The organism is Kitasatospora putterlickiae (assembly GCF_039527695.1).
Classification (GTDB): domain Bacteria; phylum Actinomycetota; class Actinomycetes; order Streptomycetales; family Streptomycetaceae; genus Kitasatospora; species Kitasatospora putterlickiae.
The window spans coordinates 13,103-31,294 of the sequence record NZ_BAAAKJ010000345.1 but is presented as its reverse complement, the minus strand read 5'-3'; the positions used below and the strand labels follow the sequence as shown (position 1 = coordinate 31,294).

General features: G+C 71.1%; 15 protein-coding genes and 1 tRNA gene. 6 read left to right on the top strand and 10 right to left on the bottom strand.

The features are described from left to right. Nucleotides 1-64: 64 nt before the first annotated feature. The 3 genes from ABD308_RS32190 to ABD308_RS32180 all read right to left on the bottom strand — a co-directional run bounded on the left by ABD308_RS32190 (nucleotide 65) and on the right by ABD308_RS32180 (nucleotide 3,649). On the bottom strand, nucleotides 65-451 hold the full coding sequence (locus tag ABD308_RS32190; RefSeq protein ID WP_344342952.1) for a hypothetical protein: 387 nt from the start codon (nucleotides 449-451) through the stop codon (nucleotides 65-67). A gap of 397 nt (nucleotides 452-848) precedes the next feature. Then, nucleotides 849-2,483, bottom strand: coding sequence for a substrate-binding domain-containing protein (locus ABD308_RS32185; protein ID WP_344342950.1), 1,635 nt, complete (start codon nucleotides 2,481-2,483; stop codon nucleotides 849-851). A gap of 32 nt (nucleotides 2,484-2,515) precedes the next feature. Continuing rightward, nucleotides 2,516-3,649, bottom strand: a complete 1,134-nt coding sequence (locus ABD308_RS32180; protein ID WP_344342948.1) for a hypothetical protein — start codon at nucleotides 3,647-3,649, stop codon at nucleotides 2,516-2,518. A gap of 286 nt (nucleotides 3,650-3,935) precedes the next feature. On the opposite strand from ABD308_RS32180, the gene pyk reads away from it, so the two are divergent. The 3 genes from pyk (at nucleotide 3,936) to ABD308_RS32165 (ending at nucleotide 6,130) form a co-directional block, all read left to right on the top strand. Beyond that, on the top strand, nucleotides 3,936-5,366 hold the full coding sequence (gene pyk, locus ABD308_RS32175) for a pyruvate kinase (protein WP_344342945.1): 1,431 nt from the start codon (nucleotides 3,936-3,938) through the stop codon (nucleotides 5,364-5,366). A 111-nt stretch (nucleotides 5,367-5,477) separates the two neighbouring features. Continuing rightward, on the top strand, nucleotides 5,478-5,825 hold the full coding sequence (locus tag ABD308_RS32170) for a type II toxin-antitoxin system RelE/ParE family toxin (protein ID WP_344342942.1): 348 nt from the start codon (nucleotides 5,478-5,480) through the stop codon (nucleotides 5,823-5,825). 5 nt (nucleotides 5,826-5,830) lie between these two features. Continuing rightward, nucleotides 5,831-6,130 carry a helix-turn-helix domain-containing protein gene (locus ABD308_RS32165; RefSeq protein ID WP_344342938.1) on the top strand — a complete coding sequence of 100 codons (300 nt, stop codon included), beginning with the start codon at nucleotides 5,831-5,833 and terminating at the stop codon, nucleotides 6,128-6,130. A gap of 85 nt (nucleotides 6,131-6,215) precedes the next feature. On the opposite strand, the gene ABD308_RS32160 is transcribed toward ABD308_RS32165, so the two are convergent. Beyond that, nucleotides 6,216-6,289: transfer RNA gene (locus ABD308_RS32160), tRNA-Leu, on the bottom strand. A gap of 100 nt (nucleotides 6,290-6,389) precedes the next feature. Here ABD308_RS32160 and ABD308_RS32155 point away from each other — a divergent pair. After that, the gene (locus ABD308_RS32155; RefSeq protein WP_344342935.1) at nucleotides 6,390-7,058 is read left to right on the top strand and encodes an ANTAR domain-containing response regulator; all 669 of its coding nucleotides are present in this window, start codon (nucleotides 6,390-6,392) and stop codon (nucleotides 7,056-7,058) included. A gap of 43 nt (nucleotides 7,059-7,101) precedes the next feature. On the opposite strand, the gene ABD308_RS32150 is transcribed toward ABD308_RS32155, so the two are convergent. The 6 genes from ABD308_RS32150 to ABD308_RS32125 all read right to left on the bottom strand — a co-directional run bounded on the left by ABD308_RS32150 (nucleotide 7,102) and on the right by ABD308_RS32125 (nucleotide 13,874). Next, on the bottom strand, nucleotides 7,102-7,818 hold the full coding sequence (locus ABD308_RS32150; protein ID WP_344342931.1) for an ABC transporter ATP-binding protein: 717 nt from the start codon (nucleotides 7,816-7,818) through the stop codon (nucleotides 7,102-7,104). After that, nucleotides 7,815-8,672, bottom strand: coding sequence for an ABC transporter ATP-binding protein (locus ABD308_RS32145; protein WP_344342928.1), 858 nt, complete (start codon nucleotides 8,670-8,672; stop codon nucleotides 7,815-7,817). Before ABD308_RS32145 ends, ABD308_RS32150 begins: the two co-directional genes overlap by 4 nt. 7 nt (nucleotides 8,673-8,679) lie before the next feature. After that, on the bottom strand, nucleotides 8,680-10,617 hold the full coding sequence (locus ABD308_RS32140; RefSeq protein WP_344342966.1) for an ABC transporter permease subunit: 1,938 nt from the start codon (nucleotides 10,615-10,617) through the stop codon (nucleotides 8,680-8,682). Nucleotides 10,618-10,622: 5 nt separating this feature from the next. Beyond that, nucleotides 10,623-11,552: a branched-chain amino acid ABC transporter permease gene (locus ABD308_RS32135; RefSeq protein ID WP_344342924.1), complete on the bottom strand. Its 930-nt coding sequence runs from the start codon at nucleotides 11,550-11,552 to the stop codon at nucleotides 10,623-10,625. 133 nt (nucleotides 11,553-11,685) lie between these two features. Further along, nucleotides 11,686-12,915: a branched-chain amino acid ABC transporter substrate-binding protein gene (locus ABD308_RS32130; RefSeq protein WP_344342921.1), complete on the bottom strand. Its 1,230-nt coding sequence runs from the start codon at nucleotides 12,913-12,915 to the stop codon at nucleotides 11,686-11,688. Nucleotides 12,916-13,460: 545 nt separating this feature from the next. Then, on the bottom strand, nucleotides 13,461-13,874 hold the full coding sequence (locus ABD308_RS32125) for a PaaI family thioesterase (RefSeq protein ID WP_344342964.1): 414 nt from the start codon (nucleotides 13,872-13,874) through the stop codon (nucleotides 13,461-13,463). A gap of 409 nt (nucleotides 13,875-14,283) precedes the next feature. Between ABD308_RS32125 and polA the strand changes: the two genes are divergently transcribed. Both polA and ABD308_RS32115 read left to right on the top strand, forming a co-directional pair. After that, the gene (polA, locus tag ABD308_RS32120; RefSeq protein WP_344342962.1) at nucleotides 14,284-16,965 is read left to right on the top strand and encodes a DNA polymerase I; all 2,682 of its coding nucleotides are present in this window, start codon (nucleotides 14,284-14,286) and stop codon (nucleotides 16,963-16,965) included. An 88-nt stretch (nucleotides 16,966-17,053) separates the two neighbouring features. Beyond that, nucleotides 17,054-17,746, top strand: coding sequence for a hypothetical protein (locus ABD308_RS32115; RefSeq protein WP_344342918.1), 693 nt, complete (start codon nucleotides 17,054-17,056; stop codon nucleotides 17,744-17,746). The last annotated feature ends 446 nt before the right edge of the window (nucleotides 17,747-18,192 follow it).

Sequence of the window (18,192 nt, the reverse complement as noted above, 5' to 3'; positions counted from 1 at the left end):
GTCCTGGAGGCATGACGAAGCCGGCCACGGCCGGACGGGCCGGGGCCGGCCACCGCCGCTCCGGTCAGGACGCCGGGACCAGGGCCGCCATCTCATCCACCGCCCGGGCCAGTTCGGCCGCCGGATCCGCGCCGTCCGGCACCCACGGCTGCCAGGTCAGCGCCCGCAGGTAGCCGTCCACCGCCAGCGGCAGCCGGCGGTGCACGATCGGCTCGGTGGTCGGCCCCGGGCCGGCCGTGCGCAGCCGCACCAGCAGCCTCGGCACGTTCGCCGACGGCGGCAACGGCGCCGAACCGACGAACGCCGCCAGCTCCTCCAGCCGCGGCCACGGCGCGGGCGAGGCGGCGGCCTCCGCGGTGGGCGGGGCCGTGAGCGGGGCGGCACGGCGCGCGGCCGACGACCGCTTCGGCGCCGCCCCCGCCGCCCCCGTCTCCTGTGGGGCCTCCGTCACCCGCGACGCCTCCGGCACCGGGCGCGGACCGAGCGGGCTGTCGCGATTGGACCACGGGTCGGCGGCCATCGGATCGCCTCCCCGGCCGCCCCCCTCACCGGAGCCGCCTCCGGAGCCACCGCCGTTCCGCTCGGGCGGTTCGGGCGGCAAGGGTGGCAAGGGTGGCTCGGGCGGTGCGTGCGGCTCGGGCGGCGTGGGCCGCCACAGGGTCACCGTCGCGACGTACGAGCCCGCCGCGATCAGCAGCCACGTCACCGGCGGGGCCTGCAGGAAGTACGCCGTGGCCCCCGTGGCCACACCCGCTCCTCCGGCGACGGAGAAGCGGGTGGACGTCAGGTAGGCCCGGAACCGGCCGGGGGACGGGCCGCGGGACGGGCCGCGGGACGGGCCGCCACCATCACTGGTAGCCACGGATCTCCTCGAACGCCCCGTCCAGCGAACCCGTCCCGTCGAACAGCTTGCCGCCGGTCAGCTCCGCGATGCCCTGCAACTGCCCCTTCGCGGCGTCACCGAACAGGATCGGGAACACCGGCACCGACTTCTGCGTCGCCGGGAGCTTGTCGTAGAAGGTCCGGAAGTCCTTGTCCGTCGCCCCCTCGTTGCTCTCCCCGTCCGTCATCAGCACGATCGACGTGAAACGGTCGTCCTTCACCGTCGACTGCTGCCGCTCGATCACCCGGTACGCCTCCTCCAGCGAGGAGTACACCGCCGTTCCGCCGTCCGCGGCCAGCGCCTGCACGTCCCCGTCGATCGCCTTCAGCTCCTGCTGCGCGCCCGCGCCGGACGGCACCGAGTGGGTCTTGGTGGACTTCACCTTCGACGCGAAGGAGATCAGCGTGACCTCCTCGCGGTCCCGGAACCGCCGGACCCCCCGGGTGTCGTCCGCGCCCGTCAGCCGGCCCATCGCGGTCTTCAGCGAGGACAGCCGCGACCCGTTCATCGAGCCCGAGGTGTCCAGCACGTACACCGTCCGCGACGGCCGGCGCAGCTCGTTCTGGTACGCCGACAGCAGCCCGTCGGCCACCGACCTGGTGCCCGGGAACGGCAGCTCGCGCAGCCGGTCCGTCGGCAGACCCGCCGCCGGCGTGGTCCCCGGCGTCACCGGGCGGCGCAGCGTCAGCTCCGAGATCCGCTTCTGCACGTCCTCCTTCAGCAGGTAGGCGGTCAGCCGCTGGAACGACTCCCGCTCCCGCTGCTGCGACGAACTCAGCAGGGTCAGCGGATAGTTGGCCGAGATGACCCCGTCGGTCGGGCGGACCACGGTGAGCTGCTGGTCCGGCGCCAGGGTCTTGTTCAACGACAGCAGCACCGACTCGTAGTTCACCAGCGCCCCGACCGAACCCCGCTCGGCCCGGGTGTACGCCTGAGCCAGCCAGCCCGACGAGCCCGAGGTCAGCTTCTGCCCGGCGAAGAACTGCTTCAACTGCGGCGTCGCCTTCTGCACGTCCGCGTCGGTGAGCGCCGAGGTCGCCCCCGAGAACGCCGAGGCCACCGCGACCAGCGCGGAGAATCCCGAGTTCGACCGCGACGGGTCGGCCATCCCGTACGTCAGCTTCCCGGACGTCGCCGCCTCCGCGAGGTTGCCCCAGGTCACCTTGGAACCGTCGCCCCACGCCAGGTCGTTGACCACCGAGGTGCGGATGCCGAAGGCGACCGGGGACGTCATGACCGACGTCTCGGAGAGCAGCTTCGACCGGCTCCCCTCGTCCAGGTGCAGGTACTGGTTCGACGGGAACCAGATCGCGTCGTACTTCCCGTCCGCCCTGCCCGAGGACACGGCGTCCGCTCCGTCCAGCGAGCCCGTCCAGGCGAACTGCACGGTCACCCCGGTGGCCTTCTGGGCCTCCTCCAGCACCGGCGCGAGGTCCTGCAGCTCGCTGCCGGCCAGCACCCGCAGCACCCCCGGCTGCGCGCTCGTCGCCGGCGGGTCGCTCGGCTTCGGCGCCGGCGCGGGCGAGGACGTGCACGCCGTCGCCGTCGCCAACAGCAGGGCCAGCCCGACGGCCAGACCCCGAACACCGTTCCTGCGCATCGTTCCCGCTCCCGTTCCCATGTCCCCCGTCACTACTTCTTCGCCGCCTTGATCAGGCTCTGCATGATTTCCGGCGCCGGCACCGTGGCCCGCTTCACGTTCGCCGCCTCCAGATCGGTGGCGAACGCGAACCGGGGCTCGTGCTGCGCGGCGTCGGCGTTGAGGCTGCGCACCTGCGACGCGAACGCCTGCGCGCCCTCCGCGCCCGAGGGGCGGAAGCCGTGCTTGACCTCCAGGTCGCGCAGCGTCGGGTCGGTGGCCAGGACTTCGCCGAGCTTGCGGCCGTTCGCGTTGAAGCCGACGACCGTGTGGTCGGAGACGATGGTGGTGTCCGGGTAGAGCATCACCATGTCGGCCGGGGCCTTCTGCTTCGCCACCAGGTCGAGCGCCTGGGACTCGTAGGCGAGCACCAGCGGATAGCCGACGTTGGAGACGAAGTCCTTGAAGGGCTCGTCCGAGGAGTTCTTCATGATCCCCTGCTTGGTGACCACGTCCTTCAGCGCCGGACCGATGGCGTCCACCACCGCCTGGTCCTGCACCACCTGGTGCTTGTTCAGCAGGTAGGCGATCATCGCGACGTAGAGCGTGCCGGACGAGGACGTGTCGGGGTTGGTGGTGGTGAGGAAGAGGTCCCCGGAGAGCGAACCGGGCCGGTCCGTCGGGGCGAGCTGCTCCCACAGCTTCTTGGCGGTGACGTCGTTGAGGAACTCGTCCATCGAGAACGTCCACAGCTTGGTCGCCGGATCCTGCTTCGCCAGCTTGCTGTTCTGGAGGACCTTGGCGACGTCCGAGTGCGCGACGATCACCAGCGGGGAGTAGAACGGCCGGGCCGGGGTGCCGGTCAGCTGGTTCTGGCGGGCGATCTCGTCGGCCGGCAGCTGGCTGGAGGGGAAGACGAAGTCCGCCGACCCCTGCTTGATGTCGTTCATCTGCCAGGAGCCGGCGCTCTGCACGCTGACGTCCAGGCCCTGGGCGGCCAGCGCGGCCTTGACGTCGGGGTCATTGAAGAAGGCGGTCTTCTCCGAGCCGACGACCCCGGTGATCTTCGCTACCGGGGGCTTCTCCTCCGGGCCCTTCCCCTTGTCCTTGAACAGGTTCACGGCCGTGAACACCAGGCCGGCGGCCACCAGTATCGCCACCACGACCCCGAACGCACCACGCTTCATGCGGGACGCTTCCCCCTCGTCGGAACCACTTTTCCGGACCCCGGCATCGCACCGGGGTGACGAGCGTCCCGCCGCGCCGCGTGCTACGGCGGAAGTGACGGTGAACCAGAGGTGAACACACCTTCACGGAATCGCATCGGGGGGCGGGTGCGGACGACTGTGGGGGAACCTCTCGCACAACGGTCCGACGTTGTGTCAGATTGTTCAACTCTCCTTATGGCAACGGCCATCCTCTTGTCCGGACCCGCATCGTCGTTACGCGCCGGTAATGCCTACTCTCAGCAGTATGCGCCGAGCAAAAATCGTCTGTACCCTCGGGCCCGCCACCGACACCTACGACCAGATCAAGTCCCTGGTCGACGCCGGGATGGACATCGCCCGATTCAATCTGAGCCACGGCTCCCACATCGAGCACGAGGAGCGCTACCGCCGGGTCCGGAAGGCCTCCGACGAGACCGGCCGCAGCGTCGGCGTGCTCGTCGACCTTCAAGGCCCGAAGATCCGCCTCGGCACCTTCGCCGAGGGCCCGGTACTTCTCGAACGCGGCGACGAGTTCACCATCTCCACCGACAATGGCGTCGAGGGAGACCAGAACGGCTGCGGCACCACCTACCCCGGGCTCGCCGGGGACGTCACCGCCGGCGAGCGGATCCTCGTCGACGACGGACGGGTCACCCTGGAGGTCGCCGAGGTGGCCGGACCGAGGGTCCGCTGCGTCGTCGTCGAGGGCGGCCTGGTCTCCGACCACAAGGGCCTCAACCTCCCCGGCGTCGCCGTCTCGGTGCCCGCGCTCAGCGAGAAGGATATCGCCGACCTGCGCTGGGCCCTGCGGGCCGGGGCGGACCTGGTCGCGCTCTCCTTCGTCCGCACCGGGCGGGACGTCGAGGACGTCCACCGGGTGATGGACGAGGAGGGGCGCCGGGTCCCGGTCATCGCCAAGATCGAGAAGCCGCAGGCGGTGCGGAACCTCGACTCCATCGTCGACCGCTTCGACGGGGTCATGGTGGCCCGCGGCGACCTCGGGGTGGAGATGCCGCTGGAGGACGTGCCGATGGTCCAGAAGCGGGCGGTCGCCCTGGCCCGGCGCAACGCCAAGCCGGTCATCGTGGCGACCCAGATGCTCGACTCGATGATCAACTCCTCCCGGCCCACCCGCGCCGAGGCCTCCGACGTCGCCAACGCCGTCCTCGACGGCACCGACGCGGTGATGCTCTCCGGCGAGACCTCGGTCGGGAAGTACCCGTCCGAGACGGTCCGCACGATGGGCCGGATCATCGAGGCCGCCGAGCAGGACATCCTGTCCGCCGGACTCCCCACCCTCATCCCGGGCAGCAAGCCCCGCACCCAGGGCGGCGCCGTCGCCCGCGCGGCCGCGGAGATCGGCGACTTCCTGCACGCCAAGTACCTGATCGCCTTCACCCAGTCCGGTGACACCGCCCGCCGGCTGACCCGCTACCGCTCGCCGATCCCCGTCCTCGCCTTCACCTACGAACCGGCCGTCCGCAGCCAACTCGCCCTCACCTGGGGCGTGGAGACCTTCCTCGGCCCGTTCGCCCCCACCACCGACGAGATGGTCGAGCAGGTCGACGCCGCCCTGCTCTCCCTCGGCCGCTGCCAGAAGGGCGACATCGTCGTCATCACCGCCGGCTCCCCGCCCGGCCTCGCGGGCTCCACCAACCTCGTCCGCGTCCACCACGTGGGCACCCTGGACAACTGACCGACCCCGGAACGCATGTGCGAGGGCGGCATCCCCCGTCTCGGGGAATGCCGCCCTCCTCGCGCCCCGGAGCCCTGGGGTGACCGCTGGCGCCTTCATACCATCCGTGTTATGACATGGGGAGAAGTGGAGCTCGAACCCGAGGTCCGGGACTGGGTCCTCGGCCTGGGGCAGGACGCGCAGGAGACCGTGGCCTTCTACCTGGACCTGCTCGCCGACCGCGGCCCTCTGCTCGGTGAGCCCCACAGCAGACAACTGGACGGCAAGCTCCGCGAGCTCCGATTCCATCTGGCCGAGCTCGATGTGCGGGTCACATACTGGATCGCGTCAGGCCGGAGGATCATCCTGCTCACCGTGTTCCGCAAGACCCGGATGCGGGAGTCCGCCGAGGTCGACCGGGCCAGGCGGGCGATGCGGCGCTGCGTGGCGGAGCGGCACACCATCGATGAGGAGGAGTGAGCGGGATGAGTGAGCGAACGTCCTGGCGGGCCATGCGCGAGGAGATCCTGAACCGTCCGGGCGCGGGCTCCTCCTACGAGGCCGCTCGCATCCGGTTCCAGCTCGGGGAGACCGTCCGGCTCCGCCGGGAGGCGCTCGGCATGAGTCAGGCTCAGCTCGCGACGGCCGCCGGGATGCACCAGCCGGCCGTCGCCCGGTTCGAGGCCGGCGGGACGATGCCCACCATCGTGGTCCTTGAGCGACTCGCCTCGGCCCTCGGCATGCGCCTCACCGTGGAACTGGAGCCCCTGGACCGGGCGAGCTGAGAGCCGGGCTGCGGGGAGGCCGCCTGGAGAACGGGGCGGCTGGCTGCAGGGTGCCTTCGCTCAATCTCTGGAATCGAAGGAAAAGTACCCCGGGTGGGATTCGAACCCACGCTGGATGGTGTTTGAGACCATTGCCTCTAACCTCTGGGCTACCGGGGCATCCACAGATTCGAAGGTTGCCCCCGACCCTGCTTGAACTCAAACATACCGCGTCTGGGTACCCTCGTGCATGCAGTACCCCGCCGGAACGAGGAGCCCCGTGAGCACCGCCGACGAGCAGGCAGAGCCGCTTGAGACCGATTCGCCCCAGATCACCCGGATTGTGATCGCCGAGGACGAGGCGCTGATCCGTCTCGATCTGAAGGAGATGCTGGAGGAGGAGGGGTACACCGTCGTCGGGGAGGCCGGGGACGGCGCTACGGCGGTCCGGTTGGTGCAGGAGCTGAAGCCGGATCTGGCGATCCTGGACGTGAAGATGCCGGTGCTGGACGGGCTGTCCGCGGCCGAGCAGATCCACGAGCAGCACCTGGCGCCGGTGCTGATGCTGACCGCGTTCTCGCAGCGGGAGCTGGTGGACCGGGCGCGGGACGCCGGGGCGATGGCGTACATCGTCAAGCCGTTCTCCAAGAGCGACCTGGTGCCCGCGATCGAGATGGCGGTGTCCCGGTACACGGAGATGCGGACGCTGGAGGAGGAGATCGCGGATCTCACCCAGCGGCTGGAGACCCGGAAGCTGGTGGACCGCGCGAAGAGCGTGCTGCAGACCAAGTTCGGACTGAACGAGCCGGCCGCGTTCCGGTGGATCCAGAAGACGTCGATGGACCGCCGGATGACGATGGCGGCGGTGGCCGAGGCGGTCATCGAGGAGGGCGCCGCGCAGGACCGCAAGAAGGCCGAGGAGGCCGCGGGTCCCGCGGAGCAGGAGTAGGGGGAAGGGCCCGGCGGTGCGCCGGGCCCTTCGCCGTACGGGGTCAGTCCTCGCCGAGGTAGGCCTTGCGGACGGACTCGTCGTGCAGGAGGTCGGCGCCGGTGCCCTGGAGGACGATGGTGCCGGTCTCCATGACGTAGCCGCGGTCGGAGAGCGAGAGCGCGGCCTGGGCGTTCTGTTCGACCAGCAGGATGGTGGTGCCGTCGGCCTTGAGTTCGACGATGGTCGCCATGATCTTCTGCATCATGAGCGGCGAGAGCCCCATCGAGGGTTCGTCGAGCATCAGCAGCTTGGGGCGGGACATCAGCGCCCTGCCCATGGCGAGCATCTGCTGCTCGCCGCCGGAGAGCGTGCCGGCCGCCTGCCTGCGGCGTTCGCCGAGGATGGGGAAGAGGCCGTAGGCCCGTTCGACGTCCTTGGTGATGCCGTCGGTGTCGCTGCGCAGGAAGGCGCCGAGGAGGAGGTTCTCCTCGATGGTCATGCGCGGGAAGATGTGCCGGCCCTCGGGGGAGTGGGCCAGGCCGAGGGCGACGATCTTGTGGGCGGGGACGGCGTTGAGCGGCCGGCCGTCGAAGGTGACGGTTCCGGCGGTGGGCTTGAGCAGGCCGGAGAGGGTGCGCAGGGTGGTGGTCTTGCCGGCGCCGTTGGTGCCGATCAGGGTGGTGACCTCGCCCTGGTTGACGGTGAAGCTGATGCCCTTGACGGCCTCGATCTTGCCGTAGGCGACGCGGAGGTCCTGGACTTCGAGGAGTGCGGTCACTGGTCGGTCTCCGTAACGGGGGCGGTGCCTTCGATCGCGGTGCCTTCGAGCGGGGCGCCGAGGTAGGCGGTGATGACGCGTTCGTCGTTCTGGACGGTTTCGCGGTCGCCCTCGACGATCTTCTGGCCCTGGACGAGGACGGCGGTGCGGTCGCAGAGGTTGAAGATGAACCGCATGTCGTGCTCGATGACGAGGACGGAGACGCCCCGGTCGCGGATGGCGAAGACGAGTTCCTCGGCGGCGCGGGTCTCCTGCGGGTTCATGCCGGCGGTGGGCTCGTCGAGGAGCAGCAGGCCGGGGTCGGAGGCGAGGGCGCGGGCGATCTCCAGCTTGCGCTGCTCGCCGTAGGGGAGGTTGCGGGCGAGGTGGTCGGCCTTGCCGGCGAGGCCGGTGAACTCCAGGAGTTCCATGGCCCTCTCGCGGCTCTCGGCCTCGGAGCGGCGGTAGCCGGGGCCGCGCAGGACGGCGGAGAACAGGCCCTGGTGCATCCGGCTGTGCCGGCCGACCTGGACGTTCTCCAGCACGGTCATGTTGGCGAAGAGCCGGATGTTCTGGAAGGTGCGGGCGATGCCGGCCTGGGTGACGAGGTGGGGTTTGGGCGGCAGGACGGTGCCCTGGTAGGTGACGGTGCCCTCGGTGGGGACGTAGAGGCCGGTGAGGCAGTTGAAGAAGGTGGTCTTGCCGGCGCCGTTGGGGCCGATGAGGCCGATGATCTCGCCTCGGCCGACGGTGAGCGAGACGCTGTTGACGGCGGTGAGGCCGCCGAAGCGCATGGTGACGCCGGAGACGTCGAGCAGGGGTTCGGCGGGGCCGGGGGCGGTGTCGGCGGTCGCGGGGGCGTTGCTGGTGGTCATCTGGGGGTCACGCCCCTGCCTTGGAGAGGGCGACGCCGTCGCCGGTGGGCTGTGCGGGGATGGCGGCGGCCTCGTGGAACTCCAGCTGCCGGCGCCGGTTGGGGATGAGGCCTTCGGGGCGCACCCGCATCAGGACGATGAGGGCGATGCCGAAGGCGAGCAGCTGGTAGTCGGCGAGGAACTCCAGTTTCTTCGGGATGAGGAAGAGGAGGGTGGCGCCGGCCAGTGGGCCGCTGATGGTGCCCATGCCGCCGAGGATGACGGCGGCGAGCAGGAAGGCGGAGTTGGGCGGGAGGGCTTCGGCGAAGGTGTACTGGTCGGGGGTGACGGTGTAGCTGACATGGGCCTGGACGGTGCCGGCGAGGCCTGCGAGGCAGGCGCCGAGGGCGAAGGCGAGGAGCTTGAGGCGGAAGCCGTTGATGCCCATGGCCTCGGCGGCGGTCTCGTCCTCGCGGATGGCGACCCAGGCGCGGCCGATGCGGGAGTTGCCGACGCGGGCGAAGACCAGCACGACGAAGGCGGTGACGAGCAGCATCAGCAGGTAGTAGTTGGAGAACCGGCCGAGTTCGACGCCGAAGACGGTGGTGGGTTTGCCGAGGTCCCAGCCGAGGATCTTGAGGTCGGGGATCCGGGGGATGCCGTTGGAGCCGTTGGTGACCTTGGGGCCGGTGGTGCCGTTGAGGTTGAGCATGGTGATGCGGAAGATCTCGCCGAAGCCGAGGGTGACGATGGCGAGGTAGTCGCCGCGCAGTCGCAGGGTGGGGGCGCCGATGACGACGCCGAAGACCATGGAGACGACGGCGCCGGTGAGCACGGCCGCCCAGAACGGGAACTGGACGTGGATCGGCGAGGCGGGGGAGCCGGAGACCAGGGCGGCGCTGTAGGCGCCGACGCCGAGGAAGGCGACGTAGCCGAGGTCGAGCAGGCCGGCGAGGCCGACGACGATGTTGAGGCCGAGGGCGACGGTGGCGAAGATCAGGATGTTGGTGGCGACCGAGGTGTACTGGTCGCTGGTCTGGGTGAAGGGGAAGCTGGCGGCGGCGGCGAAGGCGGCGCCGGTGGTGACGGCCTGGTACTTGACGGTCAGCGCGCGCAGCCGGGCGATCAGGCCGGAGCGGCCGAGCGCGGTGATCACGGAGGCGGCGAGCAGCAGGTAGCCGGTGAAGAGTTCGCCGTACTCGGTGTCGATGCCGAAGGTGATGGCGAACAGGCCGATGGCGAAGGCGACGACGATCAGGCCGATCTCGACCCAGGACGGCAGTTCACGCGGGGCCGGGAGCGGGCGGTGGACGGTGCCGAGCCGCAGCCAGGTGTTGGCGAGGTGGCCGAGCTGGACGAGCAGGACGGCGCCGGTGGCGATGGCGAGGCCGCCGGCGAGGGCGGTCAGCACGGGGGCGACCGGCTTGTCCTCGGGGATCGCGTGGGTGGCGAACCAGACGACCGGGGCGGCCGGGACGAGCAGGAAGAGCCGCCGGTCGAGGACGCGCAGCGGGACGGCGGTGCGCCGGTCGAGCGGCAGGCCGAGGGCGCCGGCGACGGTGAGCAGGGAGCCCGCGGCGAGGACCCAGCCGCCGGGTTCGAGGTGGGCGAGGCCGCCGAGGTCGGTGGCGATCGAGAGGACGGAGAACCAGCCGACGGCGAGGGCGCCGGTGGCGGCGAACAGGACGGCGTTGTGGCTGTGCCGGGGGGCGGCCCAGCGCAGGCCGGGGACGCCCTGGGTGGCGAGCAGCAGGAGGAGGGTGACCAGGCCCGAGGTGAGGGCGAGCCACTGGAGTCCGGCGGGGGAGCCGTAGTAGGTGAGGTCGCCGGGGAAGTCGGAGGTCCAGGTCCAGGGCATCAGGGCGGAGCCGGTGACGGCGAGGGCGCCGAGGCCGGTGAGCAGGGCGGCGGTGCGGCCGGGCAGGGGGATGACCGGGGTGGTTTCGGTGCTGCTGGTGGTGGTCATGGTGCTCACGCCCTGTCCGCGACGCGCTCGCCGAGCAGGCCCTGGGGCCGGACGAGCAGGACGACGATGAGGAGTACGAAGGCCCAGACGTCCTTCCAGGCGCCGCCTCCGAAGAGGTCCATGCCGGGGAGGTTCTGGATGTATCCGGTGGCGAGGGCTTCGGCGAGGCCGAGGGTGATGCCGCCGAGCATGGCGCCGTAGATGTTGCCGATGCCGCCGAGGACGGCGGCGGTGAAGGCCTTGAGGCCGAGCAGGAAGCCCATCCGGAAGTCGACCTGGCCGCTGCGCAGGCCGTAGGCGACGGCGGCGACGGCGGCGAAGGCGGCGCCGATGGCGAAGGCCATGACGATGATCCGGTCGGTGTCGATGCCCATGAGCTTGGCGGTGTCGGGGTCCTGGCTGGTGGCCTGCATGGCGCGGCCGGAGCGGGTGCGGGTGACGAACCAGCCGAGGGCGATCATGCAGAGCGGGGCGGCGATGATCAGGAAGAGGTCGCTGCGCTGGATCGCGACGGAGCCGATCTCGAAGGGGTCGCCGGGGATCTTCGGGAAGACCCGGGCCTTCTTGGCGTCCGGGTAGAAGGCGAAGACCAGTTGCTGCAGGGCGATGGACAGGCCGATCGCGGTGATCAGCGGGGCGAGCCGGGGGGCCGTGCGCAGTGGCCGGTAGGCGAAGCGCTCGGCGGCGACGGCGGTGAGGGTGGAGACCAGGATGCCGGCGATCAGCATCAGCGGTAGGGCCAGCCACAGGGTGGTGCCGCCGGGGAGGGCGAGGTAGGCGGTCAGGGCGCCGAAGCCGCCGACCATGACGATCTCGCCGTGGGCGAAGTTGATGAGCTGGACGATGCCGTAGACCATCGTGTAGCCGATCGCGACGAGCCCGTAGAGGGCGCCGAGGATCAGGCCGTTGGCCAGCTGCTGCGGTAGGTCGTGCACCGCTGGGCCTCCGTAGTGCGTGTGGGGTGTCCGCGTGGGTGGTGGATGTGGGTGCGCGCGGGGGTGCTCGTGGCGCCCCCGCGCGCTGACTCCGGTGTGCTGTAGTGCGCCTGACGTCGGGTCAGGGGGCGGTTCAGCCGTTGAAGGTGCCGGACTTCTCCACGGCCCACTTGCCGTCCTTGACGGTGTAGACGGTGAGCTGCTTGTTGGTGGTGTCACCGAACTCGTCGAAGGAGACCTTGCCCGTGACGCCCTCGAAGGAGACCTTCTGGACGGCCTCGACGACCTTGGCGCGGGCGTCGGTGGGGAGCTTGCCGCCGTTGGCGGCGGCGACGGCCTTGACGCCCTGGATGACGGCCCAGGCGCTGTCGTAGGAGTAGCCGCCGTAGGTCTCGTAGGCGTCCTTGAAGCCGGCGGCCTTGTAGTCGGCGATGAACTTGGCGGCGGTGGGGAGCTGTTCGACGGGCAGGCCGACGGCGGTGGCGAGGTCGCCCTGGCCCTTGGGGTTGAGCTTGATGAAGTCGCCGCTCTGGATGCCGTCGCCGCCCATCAGGGGGACGGAGACGCCGGCGTCCTTGAGCTGGAGGGAGAGCGGGCCGGCCGCGGGGTACTCGCCGCCGTAGTAGACGGCGTCGGCGCCGGAGGACTTGACCTTGGTGACGACGGCGGCGAAGTCGCGGTCGTCGGGGTTGACGTGCTCCTCGCCGGCGATCTGGCCGCCGTTCTTGATGAACTGGCCCTTGAAGGTGGCGGCGAGGCCGGCGCCGTAGGTCTTCTGGTCGTCGATGATGAAGACCTTGGTCTTCTTGGCGTCCTTGACCAGGTAGTCGGCGGCGAAGGGGCCCTGGACGGCGTCGGTGGTGGCGGTGCGGAAGTAGCTCTTGAACGGGCGGGACTTCTCGCCGGTGGCCCACTTCTCGCCCTGGCTGAGGGCGACGCCGGTGTTGGCGGGGGAGATCTGGACGAGCTTGGCGTCGTTGAAGATCTGCTGCATCGACTGGGCGACGCTGGAGTTGAGCGGGCCGACGACGCCGATGACGTCCTTGTCGCCGACCAGCTGGGTGGCGTTCTGCTGGCCGGGGCCGGGCTTGCCGGTGTCGTCGAGGGCCTTGAGCTCGAACTTGACGCCGGGGACCTCGTGCCGCTCGTTGGCCTGCCGGATGGCGAGGTCCACGGAGTTGCGGATGCCGAGGCCGAGGGCGGAGAGGTCGCCGGTGAGCGGGGCGTCGACGCCGATGAAGACGGTGGTCTCCTTGCCCTGGGCGTCCTCCCCGGTCTTCTTGTCGTCGCGGGAGCCGCAGGCGGTGAGGGTGAGGGCGCCGATCACGGCAATGCTCACGACAACTGCTGAACGATGACGCACGAGGGACCCCTTCGGTTCAGGAGGGCGCCGCGCCTGAACGGCGGGAGCCTGGATGCGCGGGTGGGCCTGGCCCATTCCGGTGGCGCGGTAACTGGCCGTGACTCTAGATGTCGGTCGGCGGCTCGGGCAGTGGTGCGGCGAGGCTGTGATTCTCTTGTTATGAGCACACAGACAAGGCGTCTCAGTATGTGGTCGTTCCGGTCCGATCGATCCGTTGGTACCGGGGGTTCCGTTCCCAACTCGCCTTGTGTAAGGCGTAGAAGGGCAGGTGACTCCTGGCCTTACCGATAATCGGATGATGCTGTCCGGCGTGTTGATGCCGGGCACGTGCGTCCGAATATCGGACGACGGTAGGGGCGGGTGGCTGCTTTCGTCTGGTTCGACCCCCGGAAACTGTCAGTTGCTTGGATGTCCTACTTGTTACGCAGTGTTACATCGCTCAAAATGCCCGGACATGACGCCGCCCCCTTGTCCAGACCAACGACTGCCCAGGGCGGTCCAAGGTCAAACAAGGGGGCGGGCAAGGGATTTGACGATGAATCGGGTCAGAGGTCGCGCAGCATGCAGGTCAGGCGGCAGCTGGTGACCCGCTTGCCGGTGTCGTCGGTGATCGCGATCTCGTAGGTGGCGGCGGTGCGGCCCTTGAAGACCGCCGTCGCCACACCGGTGACCAGGCCGGAGGTGGCCGAGCGGTGGTGGGTGGCGTTCAGGTCCACACCCACCGCGTACCGGCCGGGGCCGGCGTGCAGCATCGCGCCGACCGAGCCCAGCGTCTCGGCCAGCGCCGCCGAGGCGCCGCCGTGCAGCAGGCCGTACGGCTGCTGGTTGCCGTCCACCGGCATGGTGCCGACCACCCGGTCGCCGGAGGCCTCGACGATCCGGATGCCCAGCTTCTCGCCGAGCCGCCCGCCGGAGAAGGTGGCCGGGTCCACGCCGAGCCTGGCGAAGTGCTCCAGCATCTCCGGCGGGACGTCGAGGAGGGGGGCCTGGGCGGCGCCGCCCGGGGCCGCGGCGGCGGTCGTGCCGGTGGCCGCGTCGAGGGCCGCGCCGGGGGAGGTGGGGGCCGCGTCGGGGGCCGGGTCGGTCATGGGGGAGCTCCTGCCGCTCGGGATCACATCGTCGTGCTGCCTGTGATCGTACGACCGTCCTACTCGGCGGTAGAGGCGGTGACGGGAGGAGACGGTCGTGGCGGCCGGGGCGTGAGCGCACCCGAGGGGCGGCGGCCCCCGGCATGCCCCTTTTGTCGGTGGCGGGCCCTAGGATCGGTGGCCGGTAGTGGAATCGGCAGGAACGGACGTTGACGTGGCTACGCAGAGTACGGACAAGGGCGCGCCGGGTGGCGGCGGAGCCGGATCGCGGCCCCGCCTGATGCTGCTCGACGGGCACTCCATGGCCTACCGGGCGTTCTACGCGCTGCCCGTGGAGAACTTCAACACCTCCACCGGCCAGCCCACCAACGCGGTGTACGGCTTCGCCTCGATGCTCGCCAACACCGTCCGGGACGAGGCGCCCACCCACCTCGCGGTCGCCTTCGACCTCTCCCGCCAGACCTTCCGCTCGGTCGAGTTCCCGGAGTACAAGGCCAACCGCGCCAAGACCCCGGACGAGTTCCGCAGCCAGGTCGGCCTGATCGGCGAGCTGCTCGACGCCATGAACGTGCCGCGGATGACCGTCGAGGGCTTCGAGGCGGACGACATCATCGCCACCCTGGCCACCGCCGCCGAGGCGGCCGGCTTCGACGTCGACATCGTCACCGGCGACCGCGACTCGCTCCAGCTGGTCACCGAGCACATCACCGTGCTCTACCCGACCAAGGGCGTCTCCGAGCTGACCCGCTACACCCCGGAGAAGGTCGCCGAGAAGTACGGCGTCACCCCCCGGCAGTACCCGGACCTCGCCGCGCTGCGCGGCGACCCGTCCGACAACCTGCCCGGCATCCCCGGCGTCGGCGAGAAGACCGCCGCGAAGTGGGTCAACCAGTTCGGCTCCTTCGAGGAGCTGGTCAACCGCGCCGACGAGGTCAAGGGCAAGATCGGCGAGAAGCTGCGCGAGCACCTCGACTCGGTCAAGCGCAACCGCGTCCTCACCGAGCTGGTCCGCGACGTCGAACTGCCGCTCGGCGTCGACGACCTGGCCCGCGCGCCGTTCGACCAGCCGGCCGTCGGCGCGCTGATGGAGTCGCTGGAGTTCCGCAACGCCAACTTCCGCGACCGGGTCTTCGGCATCGACCCGGCCGCCGCCGAGCCCGAGGCCGCCGAACTCGCCCCCGGCGTCGAGGTCGACGGCGAACTGCTCACCGACCCCGGCACGCTTGCCGCCTGGCTGCGGGAGCACGCGAGCGACAAGTCCCCGGTCGCGCTGGCCGCCGTCTACCAGTGGTCGCTCGGCAGCGGCGAGGTCACCGAGGTCGCGCTCGCCACCGGGGAGACCGCCGCCTGGTTCGACCCGGCGCTGCTCGCCGAGGAGGACGAGCGCGCCTTCGCCGACTGGCTCGCCGACCCGGCCGCGCCCAAGGCGCTGCACATCGCCAAGCAGGTCATGCGGGCCTTCGCCGAGCGCGGCTGGAGCGTCGAGGGCGTCGTCGCCGACACCGCCCTCGCCGCCTACCTGGAGAAGCCCGGCCGGCGCACCTTCACCCTGGAGGTGCTCGCCGAGGAGTACCTGGCCCGCTCGCTCGCCCCGGCCCCCGCCGCCGAGTCCGGCCAACTCGCCTTCGACGCCCCGGAGGAGGACCCGGCCGCGCACGCCCAGGCGCTGATGCTCCAGGCCCGCGCCGTGCTCGACCTCGCCGCGCTCTTCGACACCCGCCTCGCCGAGGTCGGCGCCACCGGCCTGATGCGCGACATGGAGCTGCCGATCGCCGCCCTGCTCGCCCGCATGGAGCGCACCGGCATCGCCGCCGACCGCGGCTGGCTCACCGGCCTGGAGGCCCAGTTCGCCGCCGAGATCCAGCGCGTGGTGGAGGAGGCGCACGCCGCCGCCGGCCACGAGTTCAACCTCGGCTCGCCCAAGCAGCTCCAGGAGATCCTCTTCGGCGAGCTCGCCCTGCCGAAGACCAAGAAGATCAAGACCGGCTACACCACCGACGCCGACGCGCTCACCTGGCTCGCCACCCAGACCGACAACGAGCTGCCGGTCATCCTGCTGCGCCACCGCGACCAGGCCAAGCTGCGCACCACCGTCGAGGGCCTGCTCAAGACCGTCTCCCCGGCCGGGCGCATCCACACCACCTTCAACCAGATGGTCGCCGCCACCGGCCGGCTCTCCTCGCAGGACCCGAACCTGCAGAACATCCCGGTGCGCACCGAGGAGGGCCGGATGATCCGCCGCGCCTTCGTCGTCGGCGAGGGCTACGAGTCGCTGCTCACCGCCGACTACTCGCAGATCGAGCTGCGGATCATGGCCCACCTCTCCGAGGACGAGGCGCTGATCGAGGCCTTCGCCAGCGGCGAGGACCTCCACACCACCGTCGCCTCCCAGGTCTTCGAGGTGCCGGGCGGCGCCGTCGACGCCGAGATGCGCCGCAAGATCAAGGCGATGTCCTACGGCCTCGCCTACGGCCTCTCCGCGTACGGGCTCTCCCAGCAGCTCGGCATCAAGCCCGCCGAGGCCCAGGGCCTGATGGACACCTACTTCGAGCGGTTCGGCGGCGTGCGGGACTACCTGCACCGGGTCGTCGAGGAGGCCCGCGCGACCGGCTACACCGAGACCCTGCTCGGCCGCCGCCGCTACCTGCCGGACCTCAACAGCGACAACCGCCAGCGCCGCGAGATGGCCGAGCGGATGGCGCTCAACGCCCCGATCCAGGGCTCGGCCGCCGACATCGTCAAGATCGCCATGCTCAGGGTCGACGAGGCGCTGCGCTCGGCCGGGCTGACGTCCCGGATGCTGCTCCAGGTGCACGACGAAATCGTGCTGGAGCTGGCGCCGGGCGAGCGCGAGCCGGTCGAGGCGATCGTGCGCGAGCAGATGGCGGGCGCCTACCCGCTGCGCGCCCCGCTGGACGTCTCGGTCGGCGTGGGCGCCGACTGGGAGGCCGCCGCGCACTGACGATCCGTCAGTGAGTCTCGGGCGCGGCCTCGTCGTGGCCGCGCCCGGGGCCTTCTCGGTGTCGCGGAGCGGTTCTACCCTGGCGGGTATGTCTGCCGATGAGGTCCTCCGCCGCGGCCGTGACGGCACCACCGTCGACCTCGTGCTCGAACCGGGCGGGGGCTCCTGGCCCGCCGCCGGGCTCCTGGTGCTGCGCACGCTCGCCGTCCTGCTCGCCGTGGGCGTGGTCTTCCTGCCCGCCGTCATCCTGCTCGTGGTGGTCGCGGTGGTCGTCGGCGCCACCTTCGTCGGCGCGGTGACCGTCTGCGGGGCGCTGTGGGCCTCCGCCGTGCTGGTCCTGTGGCCGTTCGTCGCGGCCGGCGAACTGCGTTCGGTCCGCCGGGTGCAGTTCGCCCCGGTCCGGGCTCCGGCCGAACTGCGCTTCGTCCGGGGCGCCGGGGCCGGAGCCTGGGCCCCGATCTCCGGTCTGCGGCGCATCCAGCTCGACGAGAGCGTGGAGGTGCCCTACGAGGGTGACCCGGAGCCGGCGGGCCGCACCCTCGACATCACGGTGGTGACCGCGACCGGTGACGACGGCGGCGGCCGGCACCGGGCGCCGAAGGGGACCGACGCCGACGCGCTCCAGCGCGCCCTGGAGGAGTTGCTCGGCCCGGCCGGCGTCCGCGTCCTGCGCAGCACCGAACGGCGCGTCCGCCCGAAGCCCCAGCCCCCCTCCGGCGGCTGGGTCTACGGCGGCTCGGGCTCGGCCAACTCCGGCGGGGGCTTCTCCGGCGGCGGGTGACCCGGGCTCGTGGCGGACCGGTCAGGTCCGCGCCCGCCGGCGTTTCTCGCGGGTTCAAGGGCCGTTGTGGGAACAGGGGTTGATCCGGGGTCGGGGAGCGCCTTCACTTGTCATGGCGCCGTCGTTTCTTGATCGCGGCGCCGGTCCGAACCGATGCTCCGACGCCTCACCCGACGAGTCTGGAGATCCCCTCATGTCCCAGTCCCGCCTGCGACGCGCCGTCGTCGCGCTCACGGCCCTGCCCCTGCTCGCGCTCGGCGCGGGTCAGGCCGTGGCCGCCCCGGCCCCCGCCCCCGCCGTCCCCGCGTCCGCCTCCCCGGTCGCCACGATCGAGGACGGCATCGCCCGCACCCTCGCCGCCTCCCTCACCGACCCCGCCCTGCGCGAGCGGCTGCGCGAGGCGGCCGCCGCCGCACCCGGCGGCGCCGAACTCGCCCCGCTGGCCC

Excerpts from the sequence above, each read along its gene's own strand:
- ABD308_RS32185 (WP_344342950.1), bottom strand. The coding sequence starts at position 2,483 with ATGCGCAGGAACGGTGTTCGGGGTCTGGCCGTCGGGCTGGCCCTGCTG.
- ABD308_RS32180 (WP_344342948.1), bottom strand. The coding sequence starts at position 3,649 with ATGAAGCGTGGTGCGTTCGGGGTCGTGGTGGCGATACTGGTGGCCGCC.
- pyk (WP_344342945.1), top strand. The coding sequence starts at position 3,936 with ATGCGCCGAGCAAAAATCGTCTGTACCCTCGGGCCCGCCACCGACACC.
- ABD308_RS32170 (WP_344342942.1), top strand. The coding sequence starts at position 5,478 with ATGACATGGGGAGAAGTGGAGCTCGAACCCGAGGTCCGGGACTGGGTC.
- ABD308_RS32165 (WP_344342938.1), top strand. The coding sequence starts at position 5,831 with ATGAGTGAGCGAACGTCCTGGCGGGCCATGCGCGAGGAGATCCTGAAC.
- ABD308_RS32145 (WP_344342928.1), bottom strand. The coding sequence starts at position 8,672 with ATGACCACCAGCAACGCCCCCGCGACCGCCGACACCGCCCCCGGCCCC.
- ABD308_RS32140 (WP_344342966.1), bottom strand. The coding sequence starts at position 10,617 with ATGACCACCACCAGCAGCACCGAAACCACCCCGGTCATCCCCCTGCCC.
- ABD308_RS32125 (WP_344342964.1), bottom strand. The coding sequence starts at position 13,874 with ATGCTGGAGCACTTCGCCAGGCTCGGCGTGGACCCGGCCACCTTCTCC.
- polA (WP_344342962.1), top strand. The coding sequence starts at position 14,284 with ATGCTGCTCGACGGGCACTCCATGGCCTACCGGGCGTTCTACGCGCTG.
- ABD308_RS32115 (WP_344342918.1), top strand. The coding sequence starts at position 17,054 with ATGTCTGCCGATGAGGTCCTCCGCCGCGGCCGTGACGGCACCACCGTC.